12 protein-coding genes and 1 tRNA gene are annotated in these 13,470 nt (G+C 56.4%); 7 read left to right on the top strand and 6 right to left on the bottom strand.

From position 1 onward, the window contains the following. Both DXD24_RS05815 and DXD24_RS05820 read left to right on the top strand, forming a co-directional pair. Positions 1-601, top strand: a 601-nt coding sequence (locus tag DXD24_RS05815; protein ID WP_117646392.1) for a dTDP-glucose 4,6-dehydratase, incomplete at its 5' end; no start/stop codon positions are given. A gap of 116 nt (positions 602-717) precedes the next feature. Further along, positions 718-2,172, top strand: coding sequence for a sugar nucleotide-binding protein (locus tag DXD24_RS05820; protein WP_117646365.1), 1,455 nt, complete (start codon positions 718-720; stop codon positions 2,170-2,172). 37 nt (positions 2,173-2,209) lie between these two features. Here the strand turns inward: DXD24_RS05820 and DXD24_RS05825 are convergent, their stop codons facing one another. The 3 genes from DXD24_RS05825 to DXD24_RS05835 are packed head-to-tail and all read right to left on the bottom strand — an operon-like array spanning position 2,210 to position 6,538. Continuing rightward, positions 2,210-4,618, bottom strand: coding sequence for a YfhO family protein (locus tag DXD24_RS05825; protein WP_117646366.1), 2,409 nt, complete (start codon positions 4,616-4,618; stop codon positions 2,210-2,212). Next, the gene (locus tag DXD24_RS05830) at positions 4,602-5,570 is read right to left on the bottom strand and encodes a glycosyltransferase family 2 protein (RefSeq protein ID WP_117646367.1); all 969 of its coding nucleotides are present in this window, start codon (positions 5,568-5,570) and stop codon (positions 4,602-4,604) included. The genes DXD24_RS05825 and DXD24_RS05830 overlap by 17 nt, the downstream gene beginning before the upstream one ends. Positions 5,571-5,575: 5 nt before the next feature. Next, positions 5,576-6,538, bottom strand: coding sequence for a glycosyltransferase family 2 protein (locus tag DXD24_RS05835; RefSeq protein WP_117646368.1), 963 nt, complete (start codon positions 6,536-6,538; stop codon positions 5,576-5,578). Between the two features lie 58 nt (positions 6,539-6,596). Between DXD24_RS05835 and DXD24_RS05840 the strand changes: the two genes are divergently transcribed. The 5 genes from DXD24_RS05840 to DXD24_RS05860 all read left to right on the top strand — a co-directional run bounded on the left by DXD24_RS05840 (position 6,597) and on the right by DXD24_RS05860 (position 11,372). Next, complete coding sequence (locus DXD24_RS05840; protein ID WP_158550161.1) at positions 6,597-8,465, top strand: DUF6020 family protein; 1,869 nt, start codon at positions 6,597-6,599, stop codon at positions 8,463-8,465. Between the two features lie 89 nt (positions 8,466-8,554). After that, the gene (locus DXD24_RS05845) at positions 8,555-9,400 is read left to right on the top strand and encodes an ABC transporter permease (protein WP_022094778.1); all 846 of its coding nucleotides are present in this window, start codon (positions 8,555-8,557) and stop codon (positions 9,398-9,400) included. Between the two features lie 11 nt (positions 9,401-9,411). Continuing rightward, positions 9,412-10,179 (top strand): ABC transporter ATP-binding protein, encoded by a 768-nt coding sequence (locus DXD24_RS05850; protein ID WP_006236046.1) that lies wholly within the window; start codon positions 9,412-9,414, stop codon positions 10,177-10,179. Between the two features lie 54 nt (positions 10,180-10,233). Then, a tRNA-Arg gene (locus tag DXD24_RS05855) sits at positions 10,234-10,310 on the top strand. 75 nt (positions 10,311-10,385) lie between these two features. Next, on the top strand, positions 10,386-11,372 hold the full coding sequence (locus DXD24_RS05860; protein WP_117646370.1) for an acyltransferase family protein: 987 nt from the start codon (positions 10,386-10,388) through the stop codon (positions 11,370-11,372). A 40-nt stretch (positions 11,373-11,412) separates the two neighbouring features. Here DXD24_RS05860 and DXD24_RS05865 read toward each other — a convergent pair whose 3' ends face one another. The 3 genes from DXD24_RS05865 to aroQ form a co-directional block, all read right to left on the bottom strand. Continuing rightward, entirely contained in the window at positions 11,413-12,411 is a 999-nt protein-coding gene (locus tag DXD24_RS05865; RefSeq protein WP_117646371.1) for a translation initiation factor 2, read from the bottom strand. Further along, positions 12,411-12,860: a DUF4869 domain-containing protein gene (locus DXD24_RS05870; protein WP_117646372.1), complete on the bottom strand. Its 450-nt coding sequence runs from the start codon at positions 12,858-12,860 to the stop codon at positions 12,411-12,413. Before DXD24_RS05870 ends, DXD24_RS05865 begins: the two co-directional genes overlap by 1 nt. A 131-nt stretch (positions 12,861-12,991) precedes the next feature. Further along, positions 12,992-13,429, bottom strand: a complete 438-nt coding sequence (gene aroQ, locus DXD24_RS05875) for a type II 3-dehydroquinate dehydratase (protein WP_117646373.1) — start codon at positions 13,427-13,429, stop codon at positions 12,992-12,994. Positions 13,430-13,470: the final 41 nt, after the last annotated feature.

Raw genomic sequence — 13,470 nt, forward strand, 5'->3', positions numbered from 1 at the left:
GGCGAAGTTCACCGAGGAGACGCCGTATAAGCCCTCCTCGCCGTACAGCTCGACCAAGGCGAGCTCCGACATGCTCGTGCGCGCATGGACCCGCACCTACGGCCTGCGCACGACCATCTCCAACTGCTCCAACAACTACGGCCCCTACCAGCACGTGGAGAAGTTCATCCCCAGGCAGATCACGAACATCGTCGACGGCGTGCGCCCCAAGCTCTACGGGAAGGGCGAGAACGTCCGCGACTGGATCCACACCGAGGACCACTCCAGCGCCGTCTGGGACATCCTCACCAAGGGCCGGATGGGTGAGACCTACCTCATCGGCGCCAATGGGGAGAAGAACAACATCACCGTGCTGCGCATGATCCTCGAGGCGATGGGGTGCGACCCCGAGGACTTCGACTGGGTCGCCGACCGCCCCGGCCACGACCGCCGCTACGCCATCGACAGCACGAAGCTCCAGCGCGAGCTGGGCTGGAGGCCGGCGCACACCGACTTCGCCGAGGGGCTCAAGCAGACGATCGACTGGTACGTGGCCAACGAGTCCTGGTGGCGCCCGGCCAAGGAGGCCACCGAGGCGCGCTACCGCGCCCAGGGGCAGTAGGCCGCCCGAGTGCCCTTGCGGGGCGCCCGCGCGGGGCCGCAGGGCATGGGGATGATCCTGCGTTCCCGCGCGGGCGCCCCCGGTTATACAACCTCTTCGATAGGAGCTTTTCCCACATGGCAGACATCGTATTCGAGAAGGACCTCTCCGTCGCCGAGACCGGCATCGAGGGCCTCAAGGTCGTCGACCTGGCCGTCCACGGCGACTCGCGCGGCTGGTTCAAGGAGAACTGGCAGCGCGCCAAGATGTGCGCGCTCGGGATCCCCGACCTCCGCGTCGTCCAGAACAACATCTCCTACAACGACAGCCGCGGCGTCACCCGCGGCATCCACGCCGAGCCCTGGGACAAGTTCATCTCCGTGGCCCGCGGCTCGGTCTTCGGCGCCTGGGTGGACCTTCGCGAGGGCAGCGCCACCTACGGGAAGGTCTACACGACCGTGCTGGACCCCTCCAAGGCCATCTACGTCCCGCGCGGCGTGGGCAACTCCTTCCAGGCCCTGGAGGACGGCACCGCCTACACCTACCTGGTGGACGCCCACTGGTCGCTGGAGCTCAAGAAGACCTACACCTTCGTGAACCTCGCCGACCCGGAGCTCGCCATCGAGTGGCCCATCCCGCTGGACCAGGCCACCGTCTCCGAGGCCGACCTCAACCACCCGATGCTCAAGGACGTCGTCCCCATGGCGCCCAAGAGGACGCTCGTCACCGGCTGCAACGGCCAGCTGGGGCATGCGGTGCGCGCGCTCGCCGAGGAGCGCGGCGTCGCCAAGGACTTCGACTTCTGCGACATCGACACCTTCGACATGTCCGACCCGGAGGCCTATTCCAAATACGACTGGTCGCTCTACGGCACCGTGATCAACTGCGGCGCCTACACGGCCGTGGATAAAGCGGAGACCCCCGAGGGCCGCGCGGCCGCCTGGAAGGCCAACGCGACCGGCCCCGCCCTGCTCGCACGAACCTGCGCCGAGCACGGCATCACCCTGGTCCACGTGTCCTCCGACTACGTCTTCGACGGCACCGCCGAGGTGCACGACGAGGACGAGCCCCTCAGCCCGCTGTCCGTCTACGGCCAGACGAAGGCCGCCGGCGACATCGCCGTGGCCGGCTGCCCGCGCCACTACATCATGCGCTCCAGCTGGGTCATCGGCGAGGGCCACAACTTCGTCAAGACCATGAGGGGCCTCTCCGACCGCGTCGCCGACCCGGACGACAAGCTCACGCAGGTCACGGTCGTGGAAGACCAGCTGGGCCGCCTGACCTTCACCCGCGACATGGCCGGGGCCATCTTCCACGTGCTGGGGAACAAGGCCCCCTACGGCACCTACGACTGCACCGGCTCCGGTGCCGTGAAGAGCTGGGCCGATATCGCCCGCGCCGTCTTCGAGGCCGCCAACGGCAACGGGGAGAAGGTCGTGCCGGTATCGACCGCCGACTACTACACCGGCGCCGAAGGCCCCGTCGCCCCGCGCCCGGTCCACTCCGCGCTCGACCTGTCCAAGCTTGAGGCCGCCGGCTTCCACATGCCCGACTGGGAAGAAGAGCTGGGGGAGTACCTCAAGACGCTCTAGCCGCTATTAACTTTTCGAGAGTAAAAGCCGCCGTTCTTTAACGGCGGCTTTTCTTTTGCCTGGTGAATAACCCCGCTGCAACAAGGGCGGCGGCGGTCGCCAGACTCACTGCAAGCCCCGCAAGGGCGCCCGGAGTCTTGTAGGTCATCACGATCCTATTCGCGCCTCTTTGCATGTTCAGGGATGACAAGCCCTTATCGGCGGCGGGCGTTAGTTCTGCGGCGGTTCCGTTTACCGTTACGTTCCAGCCCTCATCGTACGGAACGCTCAGCAGCAGGTTGCCATCATCCTTGGCGGTATACTCGCCTTCGATCCTTCCGTCCTTAAAAACCGTCGGAATAAACTCGCTCGTCTTAAGCTCGCTAATAATCTGCTCGAAAACGTCCAGATTGAGGGCGTAAAAGACCGGCTCGTTGTCTTGGGGCATGTCTGTATAGCCCTCCGCGACTTCGATTGACACCGTATGCTGGCTCGGGGCGTCCGATGCATCCGCAATCTGGCGGATATTATTGTCGAATCTCCAGGCCTCGTTTTCGATCGTTCGCTGGTCGATGGTAAGGGTGACGGGCCAATAACTGCCGGCAGTCGTATCTTTGTTGATGTAGAGATACCCGATGGAGCTTGCCGGAAGAGTAACGCTCCATTGCTTTAAGCTATCGCTATTCTCCGTGCTCGTGGCCTCGATTTTGGTATAGAGCATTACCTCGCGGCCCAGGATTTTGCTGTAGAGGTCGTTTTGCTTTTCGAAGGGGTTCTCGCCCTTCAACGTGCAGTTTTGAATGTCATTGGATGTCATGACACCAACGCTGAGCGCATAGGGGTTCTCGTACACCGCACTTGCTGTATCGGCTATTTCAGTCATTGCCGCGTATCCCGAAGGCGCGTGCTCGGCGATGGCGTACTTGACTCCCAACAGGGCATCAACGGCAAGAATGGGCTCGGCATAACGGGTCGAGAATTCGCCGACGCTGCTGTATCCAAGGGAGTTGAGCAGTGCGATGGCCTGCGGATTGTTGGCAGACGAATACGAAGACAACTGGTTGTACCCAAGCGCCAAGCCTTCGTTGAGGGCGGCGCTGTCGACGCGTGTGCTTGTGCGGTCAATGCGATAGAACGACGCCGAAGTCTGGTCTTGAATGGTCGTGATAGTGTCGGTTGCGGTGGCGACATAGGCGCTGTTGGCTTTTTCGGAATAGCCTGTGTACAGCTGGTTCCACATAACATGGGCGTTGGCAAACAACTCAATGGCGGTTAGTGCCAGGAGGGGCATGATGACGACGGGGCGATAGGCTTGACGCAATTTAGGCTGGTTTTTGAGCGCATGCAGCGCGTGTCCTGCGGCCCACAGCGCAAAGAAGCTCAGCAAAAAAGCCGTGCGCGAGTAGAAGCCGTTGGGAACGCGCATGCCGCACCAGATGTACTCGAGCGGGCTCAAAACGGAGCTTGCGACCAGGATTATCGTGACGACGAGTGTTGCGATGCGCGTCTTGATCGAAACCGTGCGGTTAACCAGCAGGCTCACCGCAAGCAGCATCATGACGATGCCGCAATAGAACTGCGGTGTGCTTTCGTTGCTTACCCACATGCAGGGAAGAAAGCCCCTGATGAGCGACTTGAGGCTGGTTTTAAGTAGGGGGCCGAGTGCTAGAACGGGACCGCCCTTGGACATGGCAAGGATGGTCGGCAAAAAGGTCCAGGCGGACAGAAGCAGTCCGAGCGCGATAGCCCCGGCGAATCGCAGGGCCCGATCGAGCATGAGCTTCCAGCTAAAACCTTCTTCTGCAACATAATCGACAAATTCGACCAATACGAAGATGCAGAGGAACAGGATGCTGATGTAGGCCGTATACCAGCAGAACATGACATTGAGCGCCGTTGCGATGACGAGGCGGATCATGCGCTGCTTGCGGATGAGCTCGTAGCATCCGTAGGCGCAGATGGGCAGCAGGATGAGGCAATCGATCCAGAGCGGGTTGCGTAGGTTGCTGATGGTCCAGCTGCAAAACGTGAACGAGAGGGAAAGCAGGAATGCTGCGGGCTTGGGTAGGTCAAAGCGCTTTTGCACATACCAAGCGCTGCTGATGTGGATGCAGCCCAGTTTGAGCGCGGAGATAACAAACACGAAGAGCGTTAGCTTGTCTGCGGGAAACAGCGCGCAGAGCAGGTTGAAGGGGCTGGCGAGGTAGTAGCTATAGAGCCCCCATGTGTTCATGCCGAGTCCTTGCGAGAAGGAATAGCGAAGGCTTGCCTCGCCTAAAAGGACGCGCCGGAACCAAGCAAAGAAGTCGATGTATTGGTATTTGAGATCGTTGGTGAGAAACGAGTTGTCGCCAAAGGGGTAGACATGCCCCGCCTCTGCAAGTGCGACAAAAAATGCGATGGAAAACGTGAAGCAGGCGGCGTAGAACGCCACATTCTTGAGCGTGCTGTTATTGGGCCGTGTCATCAGATTCCTCGTTGGATTCTCGAATGATATAGATGGGGCGGTGCTTGGCCTCCAAGTAGGCTTTTGCTAGGTACTCGCCAATGATTCCCAGGCACAGGAGCTGCATGCCGCCAAACAGCGTAATGAGGCAGGCAAGGGAGGGCCATCCGCCTACGGGATCGCCCCAAACAAGCGTTTTGACCAGGATGACGATAAATCCCATGATGGCGATGAGGCAGAAGACGATACCCGTGAGGGCGGCGAGGGAGAGTGGCGCCGTGGAAAACGCGACGATGCCGTCGATGGAATAGAGGAGCAGCGACCAAAAGCTCCATTTGGTCTCACCGGCCACGCGGTTGACGTTTACGTAGGGGAGCCATTTGGTCTTGAAGCCGACCCAGCCGTAGATGCCCTTGGAGAATCGATTGTATTCGCCCATGGAGATGATGGCGTTGACCATAGGTCGCTTCATGAGCCTAAAATCGCGTGCTCCGTCGACGATGTCGGCCTTGGAAATGCGGTTGATGATCTTGTAGAACATACGGGCGCAGAACGACCTGATGGGAGGCTCGCCTTCGCGGGTGGTCCTGCGTGTGGCGACGTTATCGTAGTCTTCGGTTTGCAAGATCTCGTACATCTGCGGCAGGAGCGAGGGCGGGTCCTGCATGTCGGCATCCATGGTGGCGACATAGTCGCCCTTTGCGTGCTGGAGTCCGGCGAGTAGTGCCGCCTCCTTGCCAAAGTTGCGCGAGAAAGAGTGCCAGCGGATGGCGTATGGATGCGCCGCCGCAGCTTCTGCCTTCATGACGGCGAGCGTTTTGTCTGCCGAGCCATCGTCGATGAGGACGGCTTCAAGGGAGATGCCGGGGTCTTGCCGGGTCATGATGCGAACGACGCCATCGAGCTCTTTGAGAAAGATCGGAAGTGATTCCTGCTCGTTGTAACACGGCACGACGATGGAGATGAGCGGCATGTGACTTACCTCTCGTTTTTATTTGCGCTGGAGGGAATGCTGCAGCCATATGTGTTATACACGTTGACCTCCCACTGTTTACGCTCAACCTTTGCAACGGAATCAAGGATAAGCCCCGTCGCGAGACTCAGGCCACAAAGGAACATGAAAGATGCGGCGAGCATTGCGGTGGGGAAGCGGGGGACGAGACCGGTCTGGAAATATTCGACGACGATGGGGATGCCCAGGGCGAGGCCGATAATCGCAAACAGAAGCGCGACCAGGCTGAAGAATTTGAGCGGACGGTAGTCCTTGAACAGCGCGCCGATCATCGCAACGACTTTAATGCCGTCGCTCACGGTATTGAGCTTGGACTCGGAGCCTTCCGGACGGTCGCGGTACTCGATGGGCACATCTTTGATGCGCCAGCGGTGGTCGACGGCGTGGATCGAGAGCTCGGTTTCAATCTGGAAACCCTCGGAAAGCACAGGGAAGGTTTTAACGAACGGGCGGCTCATGGCGCGGTAGCCGGTCATGACGTCATCGAAGCTGTAGCTATAGATCCACTTGATCATGGCGCGAACTAGGTTGTTGCCAAAGCCGTGGAAAGCACGCTTGTTTTCCTCGGCGTAGGTGCCGTTGGAAAGTCGGTCGCCTACGGTCATGTCGGCCGCGCCGTTAAGGATGGGCTCGCAGAGGGCTTTGGCCGCCTCGGCGGGATAGGTGTCGTCGCCGTCGACCATCAGGTAGCAATCGGCGTCGATGTCGCGAAACATCTGGCGGCACACGTTGCCCTTTCCCTGGCGGGGCTCAAAGCGGACCGTGGCGCCGTGCTCGGTAGCGATGCGTGAGGTATCGTCCGACGAGTTGTTGTCATAGACATAGACCGTCGCTTGCGGAAGCTCGCGGTGAAAGTCGTCGATGACTTTTCCGATGGTGACTGCCTCGTTGTAACAGGGGATAATAACGGCAATCGTTTGCTCGGCCATGAAGGTTCCTTTGGTCGCGTACAATCGAATCGTTTGTTTCGTGGTTAGGATGGGCGCATTGATTCGAGAGTTCAGGTTATTAGATGTGACACGTGCTGTTTTGCTGTTTGCAGCAAGCATCACTACGGTGACGTATTGTAGTGGTTCCTTCGACCTGTTTCCATCTGTCTTGGCATGTGTTGCGATAATCGCATCATTGGTTAATTTCAATAAGTTTGCGTGCAGGGATTTTGCATTTCCGTCTGTTGTTGGTAGAGCTTGCTGCTTAGTGATTTCCCTTGTATTTTCGTTTGTTCTTGTGCTGGGAGCGCATATTCGCGTGACAGAACCGGTGATTGCCGGCGGGATTTACGAGAACTATATTGAGCCGTATTCCGCGATTGATTTTGTTGCTTTTTGGGTGATGTCGGCGCTGGTCTTTTGGGTCTTGTCGGTGCTTGTTCAGCTGTCTTGTAGTTGCCGCTGCTGTGTTTTCTGCGAAGACTCGCCACGGGCGAATGATGGTGACTCGTCCATTCGATTCCTATCTGTTGCGGTCCGTGCTCTAGTGATATTTCTTTTATATCTGCCGTTCTTCCTGAGGTATTTTCCAGGCCTGTTTTTTGGGGATACCTTCTCGTCGTTTGCTCAGATTATGGGGTGGAACCCTTTGAGCAACCATCATCCGGTTGCATTCACCATGATGATGGCTGCTTGTATCAAAATTGCAGGCCTCATGGGGATGAGCCCTTCGGTGGGCGTTGCCTTGCTAACGGTGCTTCAGATGGCCTGTGTTGCCAGCACGTTTGGCTATCTTTCAATTTGGGTGACTTCTCGTTTGGGGGTCTCCTCTCGCTGGTCTTGGCTGCTCGTAGTCTATTTTGGCTTGTCACGGTATTGCGCTCTATATTCTGTGGCGCTTTGGAAAGACCCGTTGTTTTCCTGCTGTCTTGTCTTGATGGTGACCATGCTTGCCGATGCCGTCACGGGAAAGGATTCCCGGTCGAGCGCGTTGCGTTTGCTCGTTTTTGGTGCCCTGGCGTTGGGCGTTATGCTTCTACGGAATAACGGTTTGTATATTTGCGTCGCGCTATTCGTGGTACTTGCGATAGTTGTTGCTTTGGACCGGCTCGGCTGCGTTGCCCCGATGAAGTCTGCCTCTCGTTTGGCCGTATCTCTTGGATTTGCGCTTGTCACATGCTTGGTTATTACGGGGCCCGTGTACTCGGCTATGGGCGTTGTTCCATCGGAGGATGTTGAGTCAGTGGGTATTCCGCTTGCTCAGATGGCTCGCGTTGCCGCGCTCGATGGCGATATGTCCGAGTCCGACCGTTCTTATATGAACGAGCTGCTTCCGCTTGATCGTTACAAAGAGGTGTATCTTCCCAGCTGTATCGATCCGCTTAAATGGAATGAAGACTTTAATGCGGAGCGTTTAAAGGATGAATTTTGGACCCATTGGGCCTCGATGCTTTCGCGTAACCCTTCGATATACTTTGAGGCGTGGGAACTGCAGACGTTTGGTTTTTGGGCCCCAAATGTAAAGGGCGCTGACGGTCTGCCTGAAAACTTTCTCATGGGCGTTCCGTATAACCTTGTGGCCGACGCAAAGGCTTCTACGGGAGTTACATTTCGCAACTTGCTTGCACCCCTCGGCGATGGTGTCGATGTGGCGATTGGACTGAGCGCTTGGTCTATTTCTGGCTCCGTTGTCTTTTGGTTGCTTATGTTTTCGGCAGTTCTTTTGGTATCGCGTGGGCGTTCGCGTTTCGCATTGCCGCTTTTGCCTTTTTTGCTGTTGTACGGAACGCTCTTTATTGCGAGTCCTATTTGGTATTGGCCTCGTTATATCGTGGCTGCTCAATTTGGTCTTCCTGCCGTGCTTGTGGTTGTCGCTCGCGGCATGCTGTCTGGTGAAAGACGTTCCGAAAATGATGTTGTGGGATAGTTTTCCAGTTTCGCAACGCCGCCTTATGGCGTTGAGGGCGGGTTTATACTGTTCGCTTGTCAACGATTACGAGTAAAGGAGTTGCATCCGTGTCGGATCAGACAAAGCAACAAGAAACTCGCAGTCTGCCTGCGACGTTTGCTAAGAACGAATTTGAGAAGGATGCGTTTATCCTTCGTCAGCTGGTTACCAAGGATTTTAAGATCAAGTATCGCCGTAGCGTTCTGGGTGTCGCATGGTCGGTGCTCAATCCGTTGCTGATGATGATCGTCATGGCCATCGTGTTCTCGACGATTTTTGGCCAAGGCCGCAATGGCTCAATGACGCCCGAGATGTACCCGCTGTACTTGATCGTGGGTAACATTACCTTTGCCGTCATGTCCGAGTCTACGAACCAGGCCCTGACGTCTATCGTGGGCGCTGCCCCTCTGCTCAAGAAGGTTAAGGTGCACCGCTGGGTCTTCCCGGTGCAAAAGGTGCTCTTCTCGCTGGTCAACTTTGCCTTCTCGCTGGTCGCCGTCGCCATCGTCATGCTGTGGTTCCGCGTTATGCCTTCTTGGCACCTCATTCTGCTGCCGGTTTGCCTGCTGCTGCTTATGTGCTTCTGCATGGGCCTGGGCATGATGCTCTCTGCTCTTACGGTCTTTTTCCGCGACGTTATGCATCTATGGAGCGTCGTCATTACGGCGTGGACTTACATTACGCCCATCTTCTGGACGACTGACTATATTGCGCAAATGCCGCATCTCGTGCGTATCTTGATGTATGCGAACCCCATGTTCAACTACCTGCAGTTTATGCGCGATATCTTTCTGTTTCAGACTACGCCCTCGCTCATGACGTTTGGTATGTGCGTTGCCTGGGCGGTTCTTGCGCTTATTATTGGCTACACCGTGTTCCATAAGTCCGAGCGCAAATTTATCCTCTACATCTAAGGAGTGCTGTGATGACTGAATCTGTTGTTGATTACAGCGAGCAGCCTCTGGCTGTCGAGGTCGACGACGTCACCATGATCTTTAACATGGCGTCCGAGTCGCTGACCAACCTCAAGGAGTACTTCATCAAGCTTGCCAAGCACGAACTGTTCTTTGAGGAGTTTAGGGCGCTTAAGCACATCTCGTTCGATATTCATCGCGGCGAGGTCGTGGGTCTGGTTGGCACCAATGGTTCCGGTAAGTCTACGATGCTCAAGATTATCGCTGGCGTGCTTGAGCCTAGCGAGGGCAGCGTTAAGGTGCACGGTAACATCGCGCCGCTGATTGAGCTTGGTGCCGGCTTTGACCCCGAGCTGACCGCCCGCGAGAACATCTATCTGAACGGCGCCCTGCTCGGCTATACCAAGGAGTTCATCGACGCCAACTTTGACGGCATTATCGAGTTCGCTGAGCTTCAGAACTTTGTCGACATGCCGCTTAAGAACTTCTCCTCGGGCATGGTTGCGCGTATTGCCTTTGCAATCGCGACGATTACCGAGCCCGATATTCTGATCGTTGACGAGACGCTGTCCGTCGGTGATGTGTTCTTCCAGCAGAAGTGCGAGGCCCGCATCCAGCACTTTATCCAGAGCGGCGACGTGACGGTTCTGTTCGTTTCGCACTCCATGGAGCAGGTTGAACGCATCTGCCAGCGTGCCGTTTGGATTGAGAAGGGTGACCTTCGCATGGACGGCCCGGTCGATGAGGTCTGCAAGGCGTACCGCGAGCAGTTCAACTAGGTTATAATTACTTGCGCCTGACAGGTTTGCGCTTGCTTGGGCGTGCGGTTATTTGCTCCATTAGCTCAGTTGGATAGAGCAGGGGACTTCTAATCCCAAGGTCGACGGTTCGAATCCGCCATGGAGCACCATCATTTATTAAGCCCGGACCGCTTGGTGGTCTGGGCTTTTTTCATCTTGCGTGCTGCGGTTTTGAAGGGTTCGCCATGGGAAGTAAAAGGCTCGACTGGATAGATATTGCAAAGGGGATTGCAATGATTCTGGTCATTGTGGGGCACACCGTCCCAAATCCTTCTCCCTTGCGGCACGCGATCTTCTCGTTTCACATGCCGGTGTTCTTTATTCTTGCCGGGTATACGTTTAGGCCGAAGCCGTGGCGCGAGCTGCTGAGTGGTTCGGTGTCGCGCCTGCTGGTGCCGTATGTGGTTCTTGCACTGGCGTGGCAGGTGCCGACGTTCTTGATGAGCGGTGTTTCTTTGACGAGCGGTACGCTGGTTGCGGGGCTTAAGACGCTTGTGTTTGCCTCAGGCGTTGATGTGCCTCGGCTTGGCGTTGCCGCCGTTGGCATGGCATGGTTTTTGGCGGCGCTGTTTACGTCGCGCCTGTTGTTTAATGCGCTCGTGCGGCTGTTTGATCGCCGCGGGATCGGGGTTGTTTGGCAGGGCGTTGTCTGTGCCGCGATTGCCTTTTGCGGATTGAGCGTGTCTCGATTAATGGGTGTTTACCTGCCGCTCGATATGGATCTGAGCTGCTATATCTTGCTGCTGATGTGGGTTGGCTATACGGCGCGCCAAAAGGGGCTGGAGCCGAGCGTGAGCAAGCCCCTGCTGTTTATTGGAGCCGGTGTCGCTTGGCTGGTCCTTGCCGCGCTGAGTGGGCTTGAGCTTTCGAGCCGCCGCGTGGATGGGTTTGTGGTTGCGACAGTTGCCGCTGTTGCGGGTAGCTACTGCGTCTGTTGGGTTTCGATGGCGTTGGAGAAGTTGAAAGACGTGCCGGTTTTGGGGCCCTTTGAACAAGCCCTCGTGTTCTGCGGACAGGCCAGTCTTGCCATCTTTGCAATCCACGCGGTCGATTGGTTTATTCCTTGGCAGACGATGCCGCTGCTTATGACGCTGCCAACATCGTGGCTCTTTGCATCAATCGTGCGTTGCGCCTGCGATATCGGCCTGGCATACGTGATCAGGAAGGCGTAATTAAAAGTGGGGAGGACCAAGTTGGTCCTCCCCACTGCCATTATGCCTTCAGACACTCGGGCAAGACGCTTGCAACTGCATCCATCGCCTGCGGCTTTAGGTACTGCTCGTTGAGCCGTGCCTTTCTGTAGACGTAGCGAGTGTCTGCCGAGTACTTGATCAATACGTCGGTGAAGAACCGCTCCCAGCTCAGGTAGTCGCGGCTTTCGATATAGCTTGAGGGATCCTCGAGGATTTTTAAGATATCGTTACTGGGAATGAGGCCAGATTGCAGGAGTGTCCACTCGAATGATTCGGGGAGGAACAAGCGTACGTTCTTGTAAACGCGCTGTCCGAGCACCTTTTCGATGTAGGGACCAAATGCTGCTCCGTCTCCAATAGCAAGGATGTTTTGCTCGGGACATTCGTGAATCGTACGTTTTAGATTCGCAACGCCGGTGGCGGTATAGCAGGGGATCCCGAGTCGGTTGCAAAGAGCGTCGTAGAATTGATAGCCAGATTTGCTATCCTCAACAACTACGGCGTCGGGTGCCTCGAATCCAACATTTAGGTCCTGGTAAAGCATGTTTGCTGTGTGGCTGTATATCGGTTTTGTTACCGAGTAGAAGCGTTTATCGCTCTTTCGACCATTGATTGTTTTACTCGTGGTGTTTACCAGCTTTAGGATTTCGTCGACACTGTAGGGGAGCTCGCTGGCGTCTCGACGAGATATCAGAACAAAATAGTTGGACGACCCGTTAACGGCTTTTGCGAAGTCTTTTGAGTAGATAAATTCGTTGCCCTCATCTAAAAAGATTATTGAGTCCTCGATAATCGAAAGCTCGCGCTTCCAACGTCTGCCGGAAAGCGTTTCGCAGGGCACGTCGCAGCTGAGTGTAACGCCGCTTTCCGGTCCTCGGTCGTTGTAGTCGCGAATCATCGAGATAAGCGTCGTTTTGCCCGTGCCGCTGTTGCCGCGAATGAAGGAAATGTTGCGTTTAAAGGTGAGTGTGTATTTGACCTTTGCACGCTCTACGACAACGGTATGCGTTCCCTTCATTACTCATCAACATCCAAAAAGTCATTCGTGGCGCCAACAAACTCCTGCATGTTTCTGACGATGCGGTTATCGTTTTCAATGCGGATTTCAAAATTCTTCCAGGGGAACTTCATGATGTGGTAAAGGGTCACCAGCACATCCTGCTCTTTGCCGATCTTGAGTAGCCAGCGGGCACAGTTGTCTCCGCAGGTAGATGCGTTGAACACCATATTTGGGAGATTGCGTACTAACAGCAGCGTCTTGACGCCGCCGGACAGTTCGAGTGGGGTGATTGAGCCCAGCTGCTTGCTTACGATGTTGTGGGGGCCGATGAGCTCTGATCCGTCCACGCTTTTAATAATCTGTGCGGCCATAGGATCTTCGAACCATGAGTCCAAGTATGAGTTCCTAAAATAGGTTTCGGTATCGTAGATAGAACCGGGGTAATCCCCCAGATGGATGCTTAACATGCGCGTCTCCAGACGTTGTGTGACTGCAACGATTATATGCTAGTAATAAAGTGCCGCCAGTAGCGAGGTTGCTGCTGGCGGCACTGGCTATATTAGCGTGCGAATCGGCGTTGATGGATTTGCTCGCGAAGCTACTTTTCGAGACGCTCTTTCAGCAGCTCCAACGCATGGGCGTAGCCCTGCAGGCCCTCGCCGGTGATGGTGGCAAAGCACGCTAGGCGGGCGTAGCTCACTTGGCGGAAGTCCTCGCGCGTCTCGATGGCACTGATGTGGACCTCGACGGCGGGGATGGCGACGGCCTTGAGGGCGTCCAGGATCGCCACGCTCGTGTGCGTGTAAGCCGCCGGGTTGATGACGATGCCGTCGACCTTGCCGTATGCCTCCTGGATCTTGTCGACGATGCTGCCCTCGTGGTTGGACTGGAAGACCTCGGTCTCGTCGAAGCCCTGTGCGGCGCCGGCCTCCTTGCAGATCTGGATCAAGCGGTCGTAGTTGTCGTTGCCGTAGATGCCCGGCTCGCGAATGCCGAGCATGTTGAGGTTGGGTCCGTTGATGACGAGAGCTTTCATGGTTGCTTCCTTTGTGGTCTGGTTGGTGGCGGGGCTTGCTG

It is taken from the genome of Collinsella sp. TF12-2AT (assembly GCF_003436735.1).
Taxonomy (GTDB): domain Bacteria; phylum Actinomycetota; class Coriobacteriia; order Coriobacteriales; family Coriobacteriaceae; genus Collinsella.

What these genes read in the sequence shown, in the direction of transcription:
- DXD24_RS05870 (WP_117646372.1), bottom strand. Translation starts at nt 12,860, where the DNA reads ATGTTAAGCATCCATCTGGGGGATTACCCCGGTTCTATCTACGATACC.
- DXD24_RS05860 (WP_117646370.1), top strand. Translation starts at nt 10,386, where the DNA reads ATGGGAAGTAAAAGGCTCGACTGGATAGATATTGCAAAGGGGATTGCA.
- aroQ (WP_117646373.1), bottom strand. Translation starts at nt 13,429, where the DNA reads ATGAAAGCTCTCGTCATCAACGGACCCAACCTCAACATGCTCGGCATT.
- DXD24_RS05825 (WP_117646366.1), bottom strand. Translation starts at nt 4,618, where the DNA reads ATGACACGGCCCAATAACAGCACGCTCAAGAATGTGGCGTTCTACGCC.
- DXD24_RS05850 (WP_006236046.1), top strand. Translation starts at nt 9,412, where the DNA reads ATGACTGAATCTGTTGTTGATTACAGCGAGCAGCCTCTGGCTGTCGAG.
- DXD24_RS05830 (WP_117646367.1), bottom strand. Translation starts at nt 5,570, where the DNA reads ATGCCGCTCATCTCCATCGTCGTGCCGTGTTACAACGAGCAGGAATCA.
- DXD24_RS05835 (WP_117646368.1), bottom strand. Translation starts at nt 6,538, where the DNA reads ATGGCCGAGCAAACGATTGCCGTTATTATCCCCTGTTACAACGAGGCA.
- DXD24_RS05820 (WP_117646365.1), top strand. Translation starts at nt 718, where the DNA reads ATGGCAGACATCGTATTCGAGAAGGACCTCTCCGTCGCCGAGACCGGC.
- DXD24_RS05865 (WP_117646371.1), bottom strand. Translation starts at nt 12,411, where the DNA reads ATGAAGGGAACGCATACCGTTGTCGTAGAGCGTGCAAAGGTCAAATAC.